At 36.6% G+C, this 16,791-nt stretch carries 13 protein-coding genes; 5 read left to right on the top strand and 8 right to left on the bottom strand.

The features are described from left to right. The first annotated feature begins 183 nt into the window (after positions 1-183). Positions 184-630, top strand: a complete 447-nt coding sequence (locus AC4BC4_RS01365) for a YueI family protein (RefSeq protein ID WP_438757593.1) — start codon at positions 184-186, stop codon at positions 628-630. 13 nt (positions 631-643) lie between these two features. Beyond that, positions 644-1,051 (top strand): hypothetical protein, encoded by a 408-nt coding sequence (locus AC4BC4_RS01360; protein ID WP_490476524.1) that lies wholly within the window; start codon positions 644-646, stop codon positions 1,049-1,051. A gap of 219 nt (positions 1,052-1,270) precedes the next feature. Here AC4BC4_RS01360 and gshAB read toward each other — a convergent pair whose 3' ends face one another. Next, entirely contained in the window at positions 1,271-3,547 is a 2,277-nt protein-coding gene (gene gshAB, locus AC4BC4_RS01355) for a bifunctional glutamate--cysteine ligase GshA/glutathione synthetase GshB (protein ID WP_490476523.1), read from the bottom strand. Positions 3,548-3,764: 217 nt separating this feature from the next. On the opposite strand from gshAB, the gene AC4BC4_RS01350 reads away from it, so the two are divergent. From AC4BC4_RS01350 to AC4BC4_RS01340, 3 genes are all read left to right on the top strand, one after another. Then, entirely contained in the window at positions 3,765-4,259 is a 495-nt protein-coding gene (locus AC4BC4_RS01350) for a cysteine hydrolase family protein (RefSeq protein WP_490476522.1), read from the top strand. Between the two features lie 196 nt (positions 4,260-4,455). Continuing rightward, on the top strand, positions 4,456-5,334 hold the full coding sequence (locus AC4BC4_RS01345) for a YitT family protein (protein WP_490476521.1): 879 nt from the start codon (positions 4,456-4,458) through the stop codon (positions 5,332-5,334). Positions 5,335-6,023: 689 nt separating this feature from the next. After that, entirely contained in the window at positions 6,024-6,554 is a 531-nt protein-coding gene (locus AC4BC4_RS01340; protein ID WP_490477335.1) for a BspA family leucine-rich repeat surface protein, read from the top strand. 147 nt (positions 6,555-6,701) lie between these two features. Here the strand turns inward: AC4BC4_RS01340 and ftsY are convergent, their stop codons facing one another. From ftsY to AC4BC4_RS01305, 7 genes are all read right to left on the bottom strand, one after another. Next, entirely contained in the window at positions 6,702-7,931 is a 1,230-nt protein-coding gene (ftsY, locus tag AC4BC4_RS01335; RefSeq protein WP_490476520.1) for a signal recognition particle-docking protein FtsY, read from the bottom strand. Continuing rightward, positions 7,932-8,759 (bottom strand): Cof-type HAD-IIB family hydrolase, encoded by an 828-nt coding sequence (locus AC4BC4_RS01330; protein WP_490476519.1) that lies wholly within the window; start codon positions 8,757-8,759, stop codon positions 7,932-7,934. 26 nt (positions 8,760-8,785) lie between these two features. After that, positions 8,786-12,364, bottom strand: a complete 3,579-nt coding sequence (gene smc, locus AC4BC4_RS01325; protein WP_490476518.1) for a chromosome segregation protein SMC — start codon at positions 12,362-12,364, stop codon at positions 8,786-8,788. Positions 12,365-12,387: 23 nt separating this feature from the next. Then, positions 12,388-13,080, bottom strand: coding sequence for a ribonuclease III (gene rnc / locus AC4BC4_RS01320; RefSeq protein ID WP_438757601.1), 693 nt, complete (start codon positions 13,078-13,080; stop codon positions 12,388-12,390). Positions 13,081-13,315: 235 nt separating this feature from the next. Further along, on the bottom strand, positions 13,316-13,723 hold the full coding sequence (gene ndk, locus AC4BC4_RS01315) for a nucleoside-diphosphate kinase (protein ID WP_490476517.1): 408 nt from the start codon (positions 13,721-13,723) through the stop codon (positions 13,316-13,318). Between the two features lie 362 nt (positions 13,724-14,085). Continuing rightward, complete coding sequence (locus AC4BC4_RS01310) at positions 14,086-15,837, bottom strand: oligopeptide ABC transporter substrate-binding protein (protein WP_490477334.1); 1,752 nt, start codon at positions 15,835-15,837, stop codon at positions 14,086-14,088. A 44-nt stretch (positions 15,838-15,881) separates the two neighbouring features. Continuing rightward, entirely contained in the window at positions 15,882-16,787 is a 906-nt protein-coding gene (locus AC4BC4_RS01305) for an ABC transporter permease (RefSeq protein ID WP_490476516.1), read from the bottom strand. Positions 16,788-16,791: the final 4 nt, after the last annotated feature.

The following is a 16,791-nucleotide window of genomic DNA, read 5'->3' as shown; positions in this document are numbered from 1 at the left end:
TTTCTAATTGAGAATGATTTTCATTCTTATCTACTAGTCTATGCGAAATGGATCATAAAAGCAATACTTTTTTAGCTTTTATTCATTCTCATTTAGTAAGGAAATTCAGTTATTTCGGGTGTTTACTGCCTGTTCTATGCTATAATTTGACTTAGGACTATATGAAAGCAGGTTAGATAATTAATGGCACAAGATGACTTACAGAAACATTTGGATAATGCAATGTATGGCACCCCGCTACTAAAACCAGAAGAACAGCGCAAATATATGGGAACCTTCCGTGAAAGATGCTACCTAACGATGACGATTGCACAGATGAAAAATGCAGAAGACAAAGCAAATTTCTTACAAGAACTAACGCAACATCCTGATGCTACCGTTCTATTAAATGGCACCATGGCAACTGATTTGCAATCTGTTTATATTAAATTGATCAATGAACGACAAATAAAGTTCACTGTGATGAACGATTTTGTTGAGAATACTCCTGATGCTTTGGGGTTAGTTTTAACTGCAAAAGACGCTGTAAATGAAGCAATAATTGACGTTGACAAAAAATATCCTAAACCAGTCTCAGCGACTCGACCTGAACAACCAAAAAAAGGCTTTTGGCATAAATTATTTAAATAAAGGAGAAATCATTATGATAGAGTCATATTTATTAAAACAAGATTTAGCAAATGCTTTGAATGCCCATATCAAATTATTACGAGAAGTAGAACAGATTGAAGAAGATCATATGGATGCTTTCACTTTTATGATGCGTAGTTTTGGATTTATGTTAGATCATTCGCCAAGTGTATTAATAAATCAAGATGATGAGGCGCTGCATTTTATGATGTTTCAATATTATAGTTTATTAACGGAACTCAAATATAATCTCATTTTGAATTATCCTTATGCTCGTATGCAAGGAAAAACAATGAGTGAGGTAGTGGAAGCATTTCCAACGACTTATGAACGTGAGATGAAACAATGGTGGGAAAAGAAAACTGGATTAGAAGTAGAAGAAACCAAACAAACAATCGCAATCAAAGCGTTAGAATATTAAATTTATTTGTCGTAGTTCTAAGTTAATTCTTTTGCCAAAAATCTACAAAAAAAGAGGCTATGGTAACTCTACGAGTTATACCATAGCCTTAATGAATCGGAGCAAAAGCAACGAGTGGATGCTTTTTAGTCAAAAACTCGCAGATAAACATTGATGCACAGACTATACTTGATTCTCTGATCTAGATGGTTTTTGCCCAAATATTTTCTATATTTAACATTATTTCTGTTGAAACACTTCCGGATATAACATCTTCAATACATCCATCGTCAAATGACGACCTTGACCTGAATGTGGATAAGCATGCATATGCATAGCTGGATTAAAGTTTGCTTCTATAATGCCATACGTTTGGCTATTCTTCATTCCCTTAACTGATTTATCTGGCACAATCAAGTCAATTCCACAGATTTTCGCTCCTATTGCTTGGACTGCTTCAATGGCAATCTGTTTATAGCTTTCATCAAAATCATCTGTTACATCAATGGAATCTCCACCCGTACTGATATTTGAATTTTCGCGTAAATAAACAATTTGATCTTTTTCAGGAACAGATGTCGTCAAAAGATTCTGCTCTTTTAACATCAATCGTTCAACATCACCTAACTGAATCAATTCCAATGGAGAACGATGATGCGTTCCTCTTAATGGATTTAGATTTTTTTCTGCTACCAACGCTTCAACAGATCGAATGCCATCGCCGACTACATTTGCCGGTATACGAAGTAAGATCGCTCGCACTTTGTCATCTATCACAAAGAAACGATATTCCGTTCCTGGTAAGAATTCTTCGATCAACACAGCTGAATCTTCTTTAAAAGCTAATTTTAATGCTTCTGTGTAATCTGCTAAGGAAGCTCCCTCTTTAAAAATAGTAATTCCTAAACCGTAATTTGTCGTTTTTGGTTTGATCACAAAGGCTTTTTCCGAATACTTCACATAAGCTTGTTCCGCCTGTTCGATCGTATTAAATTCATCTCCAGCAGGTACCGTAAAACCAGCTTCTGCCAAAACTTTTTTAGTAACCGTCTTATTCTCCATGATCAACGGAACAATATAGCTATCTTTACTCGTCATATTCGCATTTTTGACATACTCAATATGGTCGTTGTGCTTAAGTTTCAAAAATTGTTCTGATTCATCTAATAACTCGACTTCTACACCTTTTTGGATAATATCAAATAAAAATAGCTGTGTGGATAACTCCATATTTCTAAAACCAGCTAATTGATATGGCCGCTCAAAAGCCATTCCTTGGTATTCTTTTCCAAAAATAATCCCCAATTCATGATTTGAGTTATTTTCAATGATCGTCCACATTTTTCCAGCGATCGTCAAATCTGGTGTTCTTAGTTGCGCTCGGTGAATTTCTAATAGTTTCTTCGATCTAAATAGACCCAAAGCTTCGATCATTTCATCCATTTCTGCAAAAATACGATCCCCTTCTGCCAATAGCTTCACTTGGGCAAATGGATGGCCCAATGCAACTTGTTCATTCAAGAAATCACCTGTTGCTACCCAATCATTAGGCGCTTCTTTTTCATCTGTCCACAACAAATACAACATAAACAAATGAATAAACTCAAGCGATTCTTCCTCTACCCCTAATGGCGCAAAGGGATTTAAATCTAGATTTCTAAGTTCGATGTAACGTACACCGGTTTTTGGCAAATCAGCCATTTGTTTCCCACCACGCAAGCGAACTGCAGAATAAAATTCTTTTTCTTCCGATAATACACCATTTTCAACCATTCGATGAATGTCATGAATATAGTGTTGAAGCGACTCATAAGATACGTCGACATTTTCATTATTTTTATAGCCAAACGAACTGTTTCGTAAACTTCTGACAGGCCCTTTCGGTTGCTCTTCTTGTTCTGTAAAATAGCCAGGCTCACTGACTGGGGATGCGCCAAATAGATACGTAATTAGCCATCGGTAACGCAAATAGTTACGTGAAACTTTCATATAGAGAATATTTTTAAATTCTTCGATTGTTTCGTATTCTGTTTGTTCTGAGAAAAGCTTTTGGACCAATTCGATATCATATTCAAAATTAAAATGAATCCCGCTAACCATTTGCTTGCGTTTGCCATATTCTCTTGCCAAATAGCGACGATAAAGAATACCATCATATTGTTCAAGTTTGGCAATTTTTATGTCTTCATCTTTTAGCGGTAATTTTGGCGGCATACTTAGCGGCCAAAGCATCTCGTGCTTATTCATCGAACGCAGTGCTACATCATGAATCGCTGCAAGATAACGCATCATTTCATTAAGAGAGTTTGCCACTGGTGTGATCAATTCCATTTGAGTCTCACTAAAATCAGTTTGAATGTATGGATGATAGGAGCGATTTCCCAAAACTTCCGGATGATCTGTCATTGCTAATTGACCATCAAATGTCGTGCGTTGGCTTTCTTTTTCTAATCCAAATCGTGCAGCCATCAAATAAGGGCGTGCATTTTTTTTCTGTAACAACTCTTTAAATTTCATACTGTCGCCTTTCTTCCCGTTATTATTTCATCACTCATCATTATATAGAAAAAGAGATGTAAAAAGAATCTTTTAGCTTAAATTTTGTTAAAAAGAAAATAAATTTCCTTTGATTGGTAAAAAACAGTTCTTTTTATTCGCCGAATTCTATCCTTTCAAGACATTTAAATTCATTGTATACTAAAAAGAAAAATAATTTATAACAAAGGAGCAAACAATGCCTACTAAAGCCTTGGTAGTAATCGATCTCCAAAAAGGTCTAGAAAATTTTGGAACCGGGTTATTTCATCTTAATGATCTATTGATCGCTGTAAATCAGCGCATTTCAGACTATAGACAGCATCAATTACCGATTATATTTATCCAACATGAAGATGCCGATTTAGTCGTTGATAGCCCCGACTGGCAGCTATTTGATCAACTTAATGCTACAACAGAAGACTTTTACGTTGGAAAAACCCACGCAAATTCTTTTTTTCAAACACCATTAAAAGACCTCCTGGATGAACTTTCAGTCACCGAACTTGAATTTTGCGGTGCTCAAACGGAATACTGCGTTGATACGACTATTCGCATGGCTCATGGTTTAGGCTATACTTGTTTTATGAAACGTGGTCTAAGTACAACGTTAAACAACGATCTGTTAGGCGCAAAAACAATTATCCAGCATCATGAACAGCTATGGAATAAACGTTTTCTAACATTCATATAATTAATTAGTGATAAATCTTTTACTTTCTCTAATTTTACCACACTCACCGACTAAAAAATTAAAAATATCTCATGATATCTTCTAGTTATTCGTGATAGTATAACTAGGGGATATTTGTTGAACTATTTTCTTTTGCTCTTATTTTTCGTTCAATATAGAAATGCCCGACATTCTATGAAATGGAGGAACAGTTTAAATGAAATTTTCAAAAAGGCAAATCCAAGATACGTTATACGTGACGATTGGCTCTTTTATTTTAGCAGTATCGATCAATTCGATTTTACTACCAAACAAAATAGTAGCAGGCGGCGCCAACGGAATTAGTGTGGTAATCAATTATCTGTTTGGAACCAATCCAGCCTTAGTTTTATATGCAATCAACTTACCTTTATTACTTCTTTGTTTTTTACTTTTAGGGAAAGAGGTAGGAATAAAAACAATTTACGGAAGTTTGATTTATCCATTTTTTGTAGGAATCACTACGCATTTACCTGTGCTCACACATAATATTTTCCTAGCAACGATCTTCGGTGGTATTTTAACTGGAATTGGGTTAGGGCTAGAATTTAGAGGCAATGCTTCGACTGGTGGAACAGCAATTATTTCTCAAATCGTCAACAAGTATTTTAAAATTTCATTAGGTGTTTCGATTTTATTTGTCGACGGACTAGTGATTCTATCTGCTTTATTTGTTTTTAATACTGACACAGTACTATTCTCTCTGATTTGCTTATATCTCATTGGACGAATCGTAGATATGGTGCAAGTCGGCTTTGTTCGTTCGAAAAATGTGATGATCATTTCACCAAAATATGCGGAAATCAAAGAGAAAATTTTGGTAGAGATGGATAAAGGATTGACCCTGATCCCAATTGAAGGTGGCTATCAAAAAAATCCAAGTATGTTGATGATGACGGTTATCAGTGAAAAAGATTTTGCTAAAATCAAAGAGACTGTTATGTCTATCGACGAAGAAGCATTTATTGTTACGATGAACGCAAGTGAAGTTTTCGGTCGAGGATTTAGCTTGAAGAAAATCGCTGAAGATTATGGAATTGAAACGAATAATTTGTAAATAGAAAAGCGGAATGAACCGTTTAGCTCTGACTGAAAAATAGGGAATCCTATTCGTGATGCTTTTTGTCACTAATAGGATTCATCTTTTTTCCGAAGAGCTGGTTCATGCAGCTGGATCAATAGAAAAGCGAAATGAACCGTTTAAACCTCGAACAAATTAGGAAAATCGCTTAAAGATGCTCTTTATCTTTAAGCGATTTTGTCTATTTGTTGAGAGGTTTGGTTCATGTAACTGGATCAAGAAAAGCGAAATGAACCGCATAAATCTCGAACAAATCAGAAAGCAGAATGATAGGCTTTCTGATTAAAGAAAATAAATGGTTGTTTTTCATTATTTCCTCTGTACATCATTTTTCCTTAATGATATAATTAATGTACAGAAAAAAAGCATAAGATACACTAACCCCCTAGAGTTTGGGTCTCTAAGGGGTTTTCGTGGGCTAATGCCGCCGTGATTTGTTTTACTTGAAATTTCTAGCTTCTCAAGTGATTTTTGTCTGATTTAGTATATATGCTAAAGTTTGCAATCCTTTTCTAACCAATTGATAGCGGTATCGGTGGTTTTAGAAAGGTAAAAAGTCGTTAAAATTTGAGCAACTAGGCTAAAAAACAACATGCTTTTCATATTGATCCATTTTTGAGAAGTTGCCGAACATCTGATTTTTTCTTACTGATTACGATTTTAAAATCAAAACAGAAATTGAAGATTCAAAATTATTAAACAATAAGAAAATCAAAAAAATTGTTTTCACAAAAAAAGTAACAGCCGCTGTTAATTCATCTTCTCTATTTAATGAATTAACTGAGTTAACCGAAATTGAAAATGTAGACTTACTAGATACTAGCAATACTACAAATGTGTCTTCGATGTTCTACTGGTGTAAAGCTTTAGAAACAATTAATTTACAAACATGGGATACTCATAATGTAACAAGTATGTTAGGGATGTTTTCAAAAGCAGATGCCTTGACTTCACTTGAGAACAGCCAATGGGATACTTCAAAAATGAGTGGAGATCTCTTTTCTTCCATGGATAATTTAGATACGTTAATCTTGGGTAGTAAGTCACTAATCAAAAACTTTGGGCTACCTGAAAAGAAAGATGTTCCGTATACAGGAAGATGGGTAAGTGATGATACGGATACAGCGTATAAATCTACGGCCGACTTTATAAGCAATTATGATGGAAGTAACCCAGGAGCTTACACGAGAGAATAATCACCATATAACTAAATTTAAGAATAGTTTTTATCACTATTAAATTTCATTATTAATTTTACTTTGCAGAAGAGCTCCCTGAGGAATAACTTCCACAGAGAGCTCTTTATTTTCTTTAAAATTCATAGGCACCTAAAAATTTTACAGTTAATCTTCCACCTTCAACAATCCCTTAAACAATCCAACCGCAAAATCATTTGCATCAAACGGTTCTAAATCATCGATTCCTTCACCCAGTCCAACTAATTTCACTGGTAAATGCAGCTCATTGCGAATCGCTATCACGATCCCACCTTTAGCTGTACCATCCAATTTAGTTAAAACTAATCCAGTGACATCTGTCGTTTCTTTAAATTGTTTCGCTTGTGACATCGCATTTTGTCCAGTTGTTGCATCGACCACAAGTAATACTTCATGCGGTGCATCTGGCAATTCACGTTGGATCACTCGTTTGATTTTTTCTAATTCGTTCATCAAATTGACTTTATTTTGTAAGCGTCCTGCTGTATCCACAAGCAAGATATCCGTATTTTCTGTCTTCGCTCGTTCTACTGCATCAAAAACAACCGCTGCTGGATCTCCACCCGCATTGCCTCGAACAACTTCGACTCCAGCACGTTCGCCCCAGACCACTAACTGATCGATGGCTCCTGCTCTAAAGGTATCTGCTGCTGCTAACAAGACTTTTTTTCCGTCCTGCTTGAACTCGTGCGCTAGTTTCCCAATACTGGTTGTTTTACCTACTCCATTAACACCAACAAAAAGCATAACTGTTAGTCCATTTGCTTGAATATTCAAAGCATTATTTTCTTCGATGCCTTCTGCTTCGTACAAATCAACCATTTTTTCAATAATTGTATTTTGAACTGCTGCAGGTTTTTTCACATTACGTAATTTCACTTCTTGGCGTAAAGATTCAGTGATTTTAATCGCTGTATCAAAACCAACATCTGCACCAATCAAGGTTTCCTCTAGTTCTTCAAAGAAATCTTCATCAACTGAACGGAAATTAGCGAATAACTCATTCAAACGTGCGCCAAATGTTTTTCGTGTTTTTTCTAACCCTTTTTCATACTTTTCTTGTACAATGATTTCTTCTTGTTCTTCAATCACTTCAGGTTCAACGAGTTCTTCTGTTTGAATAACTGGCGTTACCATAGTCAAAGGGGCGGTTTCCAGTTCCGTTTTTGGTTCTTCCGTTGATTCTTCAGTAAACTCTTCTTGTACTTGTTCCATCGGTTCTTGTTCAGCTTGTTTTTCTTCTGAAACTTCGCCTCTTTCCACAGGTTCATCTAATGTTTGATCGGTTTCAATTTCAGCAGGCTGCGTTTCTTTTTCGTTCATAAAGGCTTTTTTTATTTTATCGAAAAATCCCATTTAATTTCCTCCTCTCAATGGTTCTAAGACAAATTTTTCAACGGCTTGTGCAACACCGTCATTGTCGTTTGTGTCTGTAATCACGTCTGCCAAACTTTTCACTCTAGGAACAGCATTTTCCATTGCTACACCAAGTCCTGCATATTCGATCATCGGTAAATCATTTTCTTCATCACCGATTGTCATGATCTCGTCTTGTTTAATACCTAAATCTCTTGCTAATAATGAAATCCCATATGCTTTTGTGATTCCTTTAGGCATAAATTCTAGTAAATTACTTCTAGTTTTGATGATTTCATAGCGATCGTAAAATGCGCTCGGGATTTTTTTGATTTGCTCATCTAAATATGTTTGATCTACTGCGATCACGGCTTTGTTATAGATTCTATCCGCAGTCAGTTGGGCTAATTCATAAGACTCATATGTTAGTAATTTATTTAGCTGGCTGTATAACGATTCATGATCTTGTGTCGTTGGCAGCTGCAGCACCAGTCCATCAGATAAAATATCCAAAGGAACATTCAATGATTTGGCCAGCTCATACAGATCTTGCACATTTTCTAAAGGCATGTTTGCTTTTTCGATAATTTTACCTGTATCGTTTTTTTGAACCAAACCGCCATTGAAAGTGATACTATAATCTCCATTGTCTCGCAAATTCAAAGTATCTAAATAAATGCCGATTGCTGCTAACGGTCGACCTGTACAAATGACGATTTTAACACCTGCAGCTTTTGCTTGTGCCAATGTTTCTTTATTTCGTACAGAGATTTCTTTTTTACTATTTAAAAGTGTGCCATCTAAATCAATCGCAATTAATTTAATCAATCTGTCATGCCCCCTATCTTATTCAATTACGTTTCAGCAACGATTGCGCCGCCTTCTTTCACTTCTTCCAAACGAACAGAAACGATTTTCGATACTCCTGATTCTTGCATCGTTACACCATATAATACATCGGCTGCTTCCATTGTTCCTTTACGGTGCGTCACCACAATAAATTGCGTATCGTCTTCAAATTCACTCAAATAATGACCAAAACGCGAAACGTTCGCATCATCTAATGCCGCTTCGACTTCATCCAAGACACAAAACGGAACGGGTCTGACCCGTATAATTGAGAACAATAAGGCAATCGCTGTTAATGCCCGTTCGCCACCTGAAAGTAAGCTTAGATTTTGCAATTTTTTGCCTGGAGGTTGTGCTTCGATTTCTACCCCGGTATTCAATAAATCTTCTGGGTTAGTTAAAATCAGCTCTGCTCGACCGCCACCAAACATATTAGGGAAGACAACTTTAAATTGTGACCGAATCGCTTCAAAAACTTCACTAAATCGCGCTTTGACTTCTTCGTCCATCTCACCCATCGTTTCGAATAATTGCTCTTTGGCGTCTAACAAGTCATCACGTTGAGAAACTAAAAACTCATGACGTTCATTGACTTGTTCGTATTGCTCGATGGCGTTTAGATTGACTGGACCTAATCGTTCGATATCGCGTTTCAAGCGTTTTACTTCGATTTTTGCCTGCTCTTTGTCAATCGTCAATTCGTAATCTTCATTAGCACGTTCAAAGGTCAAGCTATATTCTTCTTGTAAATATTGTAAGGAGTTGTCTAGTTTGATTTCTGAACGGTTTTTCTCAACTTCGATCTTGGTTTGTTCTGTCAATAAATGTTGTTGTTGTTTATTTTCTTCAGCCAATCCAGCATCCATATGATCGACATGCTCTTGTAGTTGTTGACGAGCAGATTTGGCTTCTTGAATGCTTGTCTGTAATTGTTCTTTTTTTTCGGCTAGTTGTTCTAATTGAACAGCTAAACTTTCCTCTGTTACTTGATGATCGGTCGAATGGTCATTCAATTGTTGTAATTGTTGACGTAAGGCTGTTTCTCTCGCTAAAAATTCATCTAATTGCGTTTGTTTTTCTGCTGTTTGTCCATTTAAATGAGCCAATTGTTCCGTTACAACAGCTTGATCTGCCTGAACTTGATTAAACCGTTCAAATGCTTCTGCTCGCAATGTTTCCATTTGGCTGGCTTCTTCATCGACTTGTTTCATTTCTCGATCTAAACGGTCTTTTGTTTGATTCAGTTCTTGTTGTTGTTGTGTTAGCTCTTCTTTTCTGGTTTGATACTCTGTTAAAAATTGATGGAGTTCACGCGCTTCAAATTCAAATAAGCGTTGTTCCTTTGTTAAACGAGTGATTGTTTCTTCTTGATTTGTTAGTTTATTTTGTAATTCTTGTTGTCTTAAACGGCTCGTTTCACCTGTTGAACGTAGTTGCTCTAATTTCTCATTAAGGTGTTTGACGTCCTCCGTTAATTGTTGAACTTCCTTTTCGTTGGCTGTCAATTGCTTTTCCACGCGCTCCATTTGTTCTGTCAGGGTTTGGAGTTCTTGTGTTTGAGAAAATAGACTACCTTGGTTGCCTCGTTTAGTAGCGCCACCAGTCATCGAACCGCCTGAGTTCATGACATCGCCATCTAAAGAAACGACACGGTATTGATAATTCACCGCTTTCGCTAATTGATTGGCGCTCTCTAATGTTTCAGCAAGTATAGTCACTCCAAGCAGATTCTGGATGACATTACTGACTTCATCTGAAAAGTGGACTAATTCGCTGGCAATTCCTAGAAATCCTGAGATATTGCTGACGCGATCACGTACTGCGCTAGAAACCATTCTTGGTTTGATTGTAGTCAACGGCAGAAAAGTTGCCCGTCCGCTATGTTGCTGTTTCAAAAAAGTAATACCTGCACGACCATCTTTTTCCGTTTCCACAACGACATGTTGCGCCGCACCACCTAACGCTGTTTCGATCGCCAACGTATAGTCTTTTGGTACATCGATCAATTCGGCAACAGCACCCACGATTCCAGTTAATTGGGCTTTGTGTTTCAAAACGGCACGAACACCTTGATAGAATCCTGAATAATTTTCTTGGATTTCTTGTAGGCTCTTTTGACGAGCTTTGGCTTGTTGCACTTGGTTCATCGCTTGGTACATTTGCTTTTGTTTCACAGCTAATTGTCCTTGCTTTTGATCCAATTGTTGCTTTAATTGCGTATATTGTTCTCTTTGATCTGATAACGATCGATCAGATGTAGAGACACTTGCTTCTAATTGTTCTTTCTCCGCTAAAGCTTCTTGCATTTGTTTTTCTAATGCTTCATGTTTTTGGATAGATTGTTGATTTTTAGCTGTTTCTTGTTGATACTGACGTTCTAAATATTTTAGATCATTGGTCGTGTTGGCTTGTCCTTGCATCACTTCAACGTATTGACTACGTAATTCTTCTAATAATTCTTTTGATGATTTACTATATTTTTCGACTTCTAGCTCTGAGGCGTTGATTGCTTCAACTAATGATTCACGTTGGGCTTTTTTCTCAGTCACTTTTGCTTGTAGTTCTTGGACTTCTTCACGATAGCGAGTAATTTTCTCCGCATTTTCCTCTAAAGACTGTTGGTATTCACTGGTTGTTTGCATCGTGTGTTTTGAGCGTTCGACTAAGACGTTTTTTTGTCCTTCGGTTTGTTTCAATGCTTCAGTGATTTGTAGAAGCTGTTGTTGTTCCGTTTCGATCTGCTCATCCAATTTATTGCGTTTGCCACGTAGTTGAAATAGTTCATCTTCTGAATCACGAATTTTTTTACTGGCAAGCTGTAACTTTTCTTCGATTCCAGTCAGTTCAGCTGTTTTGGTTTCCCAGACTTTTTTTGCTGCTTCGATTTCTGTTACCGTTAAGCTGACATCGATTTCAGTCAAGCTCTCTTTAAGTTTCAAAAACTCCTTGGCCGCTTCGCTTTGTGCAGCTAGAGGAGTCAGTTGGTCTTCTAATTCATAAATGATATCTTGCACACGGCTCAAGTTATCTTCTGTTTCAAATAGTTTTTGTTCTGCTTTTTTCTTACGTTGTTTGTATTTCAGAACCCCAGCCGCTTCTTCAAAAATACCACGTCGGTCTTCTGGCTTACTATTAAAAATCGCTTCGACTTTCCCTTGAGAGATGATTGAAAAAGATTCTTTCCCTAAACCAGAATCCATAAATAAATCGTGGATATCTTTCAAACGACAGGCTTGTTTATTGATATAAAAATCGCTTTCACCTGTTCTGCGATAGCGACGCGTTACACTGATTTCCGTGAAATCTAGCGGTAAAAAGTGATCACTATTATCTAATACAACAGTTACTTCAGCAATATTCAAGGCTTTACGACCTTCTGAACCTGCGAAAATAATATCTGGCATCTTGCCGCCGCGAAGGCTTTTAGCAGACTGCTCACCTAAGACCCAGCGGATCGCTTCGGTGATATTACTTTTTCCACTGCCATTAGGTCCAACGACAGCCGTCACACCATTTTCAAACTCTATAACGGTTCGATCCGCAAAGGATTTAAATCCTGCGATCTCAATTCGTTTTAAATACACGAATAAAACGGCTCCTTCCAAACTTATTCAGGATTTTGTTTCAGCGCTCGTTCAGCGGCATCCTGTTCTGCTAATTTCTTCGACTTACCAAAACCTGTTCCAATCATTTTTTCATTGACATAAACTTCAACAAAAAAGATTCGATCATGGGCAGGTCCTTCTTCATTGACCAGACGATATTCAATAGTAACATCCCCTTGTCGTTGTAATACTTCTTGTAAGTGTGTCTTGTGATCCATCTCATGTGAAAAAGCACCGGCGTCGATTTTTGGAAAAATAACTTCTTCAATAAATGCTTTGACCGCATCAACTTTTTGATCTAAAAATAAAGCACCTAAAAAGGCTTCAAACAAATCACAAAGCAATGCTGGACGTGTCCGTCCGCCAGAATTTTCTTCTCCTTTGCCTAAAAGAATATAGTCGTCGAAATGACATTCTTTCGCAAATTTGGATAAACTGTCTTCACGAACGATCGCAGCCCGCATTTTCGTCAGCTTCCCTTCTGGCATTTCTGGAAATTGTTTATACAAATATTGAGAAACCAATAACTCTAAAACGGCGTCTCCTAAAAATTCTAGTCGTTCATTGTCAGATAATTTTAAGTATCGATGCTCATTCACATAGGATGAATGGGTAAAAGCTTGTTCTAATAGGTTGACATCATGGAAAACAATGCCGTAACGTTCTTTTAATTCTGTAGTTAGCTGATTGTCCATTTGCTACATTCCTTTAAGTTTATTTACAACCTTCTCTATTATACTTTTTTTTGTTGGATTTTTAAATGGTTAGAGAGGAATTGCGTTAAAAACACTGCTGAATTCATAGTATTTGAAGAATTTCCTAATGATTTGAGCATATTTTTATCATAAACTACGAATTTCCTGCTGTTCATTGAATGTAAAAAGACAAAAAGCGCTCAAGATCATCACAAAATCTTGATACGCTTTTGATTTAATTGTCTTCATGAAAAAACCGTTTGATTTCAATTTCCGCGGCGGTTGGTGAATCCGATGCATGGATGATATTTTGGTGAATATTCGCGCCATAATCGCCTCGGATCGTTCCAGGTTCAGCTTCTAAACAATTGGTTGCACCGATCATTTTCCGAACCGTTTTGATAACACTAGTTCCTTCTAAAACGAGATAAACAACTTCTGACGATGTCATATAGGTGATCATATCATCAAAGAAATCGAATTCTTTCACATGTGCATAATGCTCTTCTGCTAATTCACGAGACATTATTGCCATTTTTAATTGACTAAGCTTCAATTGTTTTTTTTCAAATCGCTGCAGGATTTCTCCGACTAATTTTCGTGAAACGCCATCTGGTTTGATGATAACGAGTGTTTTTTCCATCTTATCTCTCCTTATTTAAATTATTTACGACACCTCCGAATGAAAGCGCTTAACAAGAAGGTTATCATTCTTCAAAATCTCTGTCTAGTGTACAAGTGACAAAAAATGTTTGTTCTTTGTCACAGATAGATATAAGCCTCTTGAATTAAGAGTAATAGAGACATCCTTACTTTTAGACCTATATCTACTAAGTAAGCAAGATGATCTTGTCCACTTTTTTTCCAAACTTAATTATCTTATGCTGCATGCTATAATTCTCCTTCGTTTATAAAGCTGCCATCTATGAAATTTAACAATAATAAAAATAAGAACAAGCAGCTATGAACTTAACTTCATAACTACTTGTTCCTCAATTCAATAGACTAACGTTTTTCAGCTGTTAATTCAATAGTATAGTAATCTCTAGTATTTTCATAATTCCAAGTAAATGATTTCACTCGATCATTAATTGGCATAATTTCATTACGATACAATGTAGGAATAACAGGTGCTTGTTCAAACATATATTCTTGCCATGCATCATAGGCTTCCTTACGTTTCGTATCATCAAAAGATTCTTTTGAATCAATCGCGCTTAATAATTTATCATTTTCTTCTGAAACAAAACGAGAATAATTAAATGCGGCATTGCGTCCGTATAAACCGGCTGGAGATGGTGCGCTGTTCACACTCCAAGCAGCTTGGAAAACATCGATCTCTGGATCATCATTTTTAATCTTATCGTAGAATGCTTGGAAATCAATTAAACGACCAGTTGCTAATTTCACATCTAATCCGATTTCTTTCCATTGTTGTAGGTAGTAATCCGCTAAAGGTTGAGCTGTTTCGCCACCTGCCATTGAAGCAAAGTTGATGGTCAATTTCTCCCCTTTAGGATCTTCTCTAAGACCATCACCATCTACGTCTTTATAGCCTGCATCATCCAAAAGTTTCTTCGCTTTATCTAAATCATATTGGTACCCTTTTACTTCTGTATCATGTAAAGTTTTAAAGATTGGCGGAATCAATGTTGTTGCTCCAGTACGTAGACCGTTATAGAATTTTTGACCAATTGCATCGTTGTCCACCGCATACCCCATCGCTTGACGTAATTTCACATCAGCCATTTTGGCATCTGGATTTAAAATAGATTCACCTTTTTCTTTATCAAAAGTACCTAGTTTGAACCCAATATATGTGTATGCTAATTCTTCACGTCCTAGCATTTGGTATCCTTCTGAATCCTTGTATGTTGGATAGTTATCTGTCGGCATTGAATAAATCATATCATATTTCTTCGCTTTTACAGCTTCAACAATCGATGCTGTCGGTACGTTTGTAAATACGATTTTATCTAGTTTAGGTTTGCCTTGGTAGTAGTGCTCATTCGGCAAGTATTCTACTGACTCTCCAGTTACGATCTTACTCATATAGTAAGGACCGAATGTTACAGGATTTTTGCGGACTGCATCACTTTTTTCTTGATCTTTGATGGGAATATCTTTAAAGACATGTTTTGGCATTGCACTTGTATACACACCACCACTTAATTGGAGCATTCCTGGGTTCATTTCTTTATAGGTTACTTCAATCGTTTGATCATCTACTTTTTTGATACCAGAAATAGTATCGGCTTTTCCATCATGGTATTCGTCCATACCCACAACATTCATAAAGTCGTCATCATAACGAATCCCAGTATATTCTTTATTCCCAATTACTTCATAAGGGTAAACCAGATCATCTGCTGTTACAGATTCTCCATCTGACCACTTAACATCTTTTTTCAATGTGATCGTTGCCTTTTTATTGTCAACGTCTAAATCTAGTTTAGCAACTCCATCATCTGTAATCACGAAGTCTTCATCGTATGAGAATAATCCTTCATGAGATGGAGCCATATAATAATAATCATACGTATCTTGGTAATAGACTTCTGAAAACAATCCTTTAAACTGTGTATCAGAAGCCACAGCTACATCCAAAGTCCCGCCTTTGATTGCTTCTTTATCATTTTTGACCGTCATTGTAAATTTACTGATATCTTCAGTTTCCACATTCTTATTATCAGAACCTGATTTTTTACCCCCACCACATGCAGTTAATGTTATAGCCACCACTGCTGTTAATGTCATTAAACCCAAAAGTTTTTTGCTTTTCACACTACTTCCTCCTCTTCTTAACCTAAACGCTGTCTAGCATCTGCTGAACGTTTAAACGCTTGGCCAATATAATTTATACATAACATCATAACTAAAATCAGTACTGATGCTGGTACCCATATCCATGTTTTATTCGCTAAAACATCACCATTGCTGGCATATCCGATCAATGTTCCAAGGCTCGGTACATTTGTCGGCAAACCAAATCCTAAGAACGTAAGCGTTGTTTCGATTCCGATATTTGCCGCAAAGTTGATCGTTAAGTTTGTGATGATCAATGAACTTAGATTTGGCATGATTTCGCGAAACATGATTTTAAAATCACTTGTTCCTAAGGTTTTTGAAGCACTCACATAATCTCTTCGGACTTCTGATAGTGTTTTACTTCTGAATAGCCGCGCCTTTGCGACCCAGTAGAATGCACTCATGATCCACACAAAAGACCAAACATTATAATTAGGAATGATTGTAACAAAAACAATAATGATCATCATAATCGGTAAAATCATGATAAAGTCAACAACACGCATTACTGCATTATCAAATATTCCACCATAATAACCTGAAACGATCCCTATACCTACACCGATGATCGATGTAAGGATCGTGATAGCAAAACCGATCACAACAGAGTTACGGGCACCAATAATCAATTGACCAAGGATATCACGGCCACCCTCATCTGCTCCTAGTATGAAGTTCCCACCAGGCTCGGCATATTTATCTAAAATACTCACTGTCATCACTTTGTCTTGATCGGTCAATAAAGCTCCTATGAAAACAACCAATAAAATAGCGACTAACAATACAAGTGAAAAAATAGCTAATTTATCTTTTTTGAATTCTCTTGCGATCATTCGAAATCCCATCGGTGGGATCGTTTCTGGCACAGTCACTACTTCAGTTTCTTTATTTTTATCCATCTCG

It is taken from the genome of Enterococcus sp. AMC1086 (assembly GCF_058216575.1).
Note: the sequence above shows the minus strand (reverse complement) of the source record. Positions and strands in the feature narration are given on the sequence as shown.

Coding starts and splice junctions, on each gene's coding strand:
- ftsY (WP_490476520.1), bottom strand. CDS start 7,931: ATGGGATTTTTCGATAAAATAAAAAAAGCCTTTATGAACGAAAAAGAA.
- rnc (WP_438757601.1), bottom strand. CDS start 13,080: ATGGACAATCAGCTAACTACAGAATTAAAAGAACGTTACGGCATTGTT.
- AC4BC4_RS01360 (WP_490476524.1), top strand. CDS start 644: ATGATAGAGTCATATTTATTAAAACAAGATTTAGCAAATGCTTTGAAT.
- AC4BC4_RS01350 (WP_490476522.1), top strand. CDS start 3,765: ATGCCTACTAAAGCCTTGGTAGTAATCGATCTCCAAAAAGGTCTAGAA.
- AC4BC4_RS01305 (WP_490476516.1), bottom strand. CDS start 16,787: ATGGATAAAAATAAAGAAACTGAAGTAGTGACTGTGCCAGAAACGATC.
- ndk (WP_490476517.1), bottom strand. CDS start 13,723: ATGGAAAAAACACTCGTTATCATCAAACCAGATGGCGTTTCACGAAAA.
- AC4BC4_RS01365 (WP_438757593.1), top strand. CDS start 184: ATGGCACAAGATGACTTACAGAAACATTTGGATAATGCAATGTATGGC.
- AC4BC4_RS01310 (WP_490477334.1), bottom strand. CDS start 15,837: ATGACATTAACAGCAGTGGTGGCTATAACATTAACTGCATGTGGTGGG.
- gshAB (WP_490476523.1), bottom strand. CDS start 3,547: ATGAAATTTAAAGAGTTGTTACAGAAAAAAAATGCACGCCCTTATTTG.
- AC4BC4_RS01345 (WP_490476521.1), top strand. CDS start 4,456: ATGAAATTTTCAAAAAGGCAAATCCAAGATACGTTATACGTGACGATT.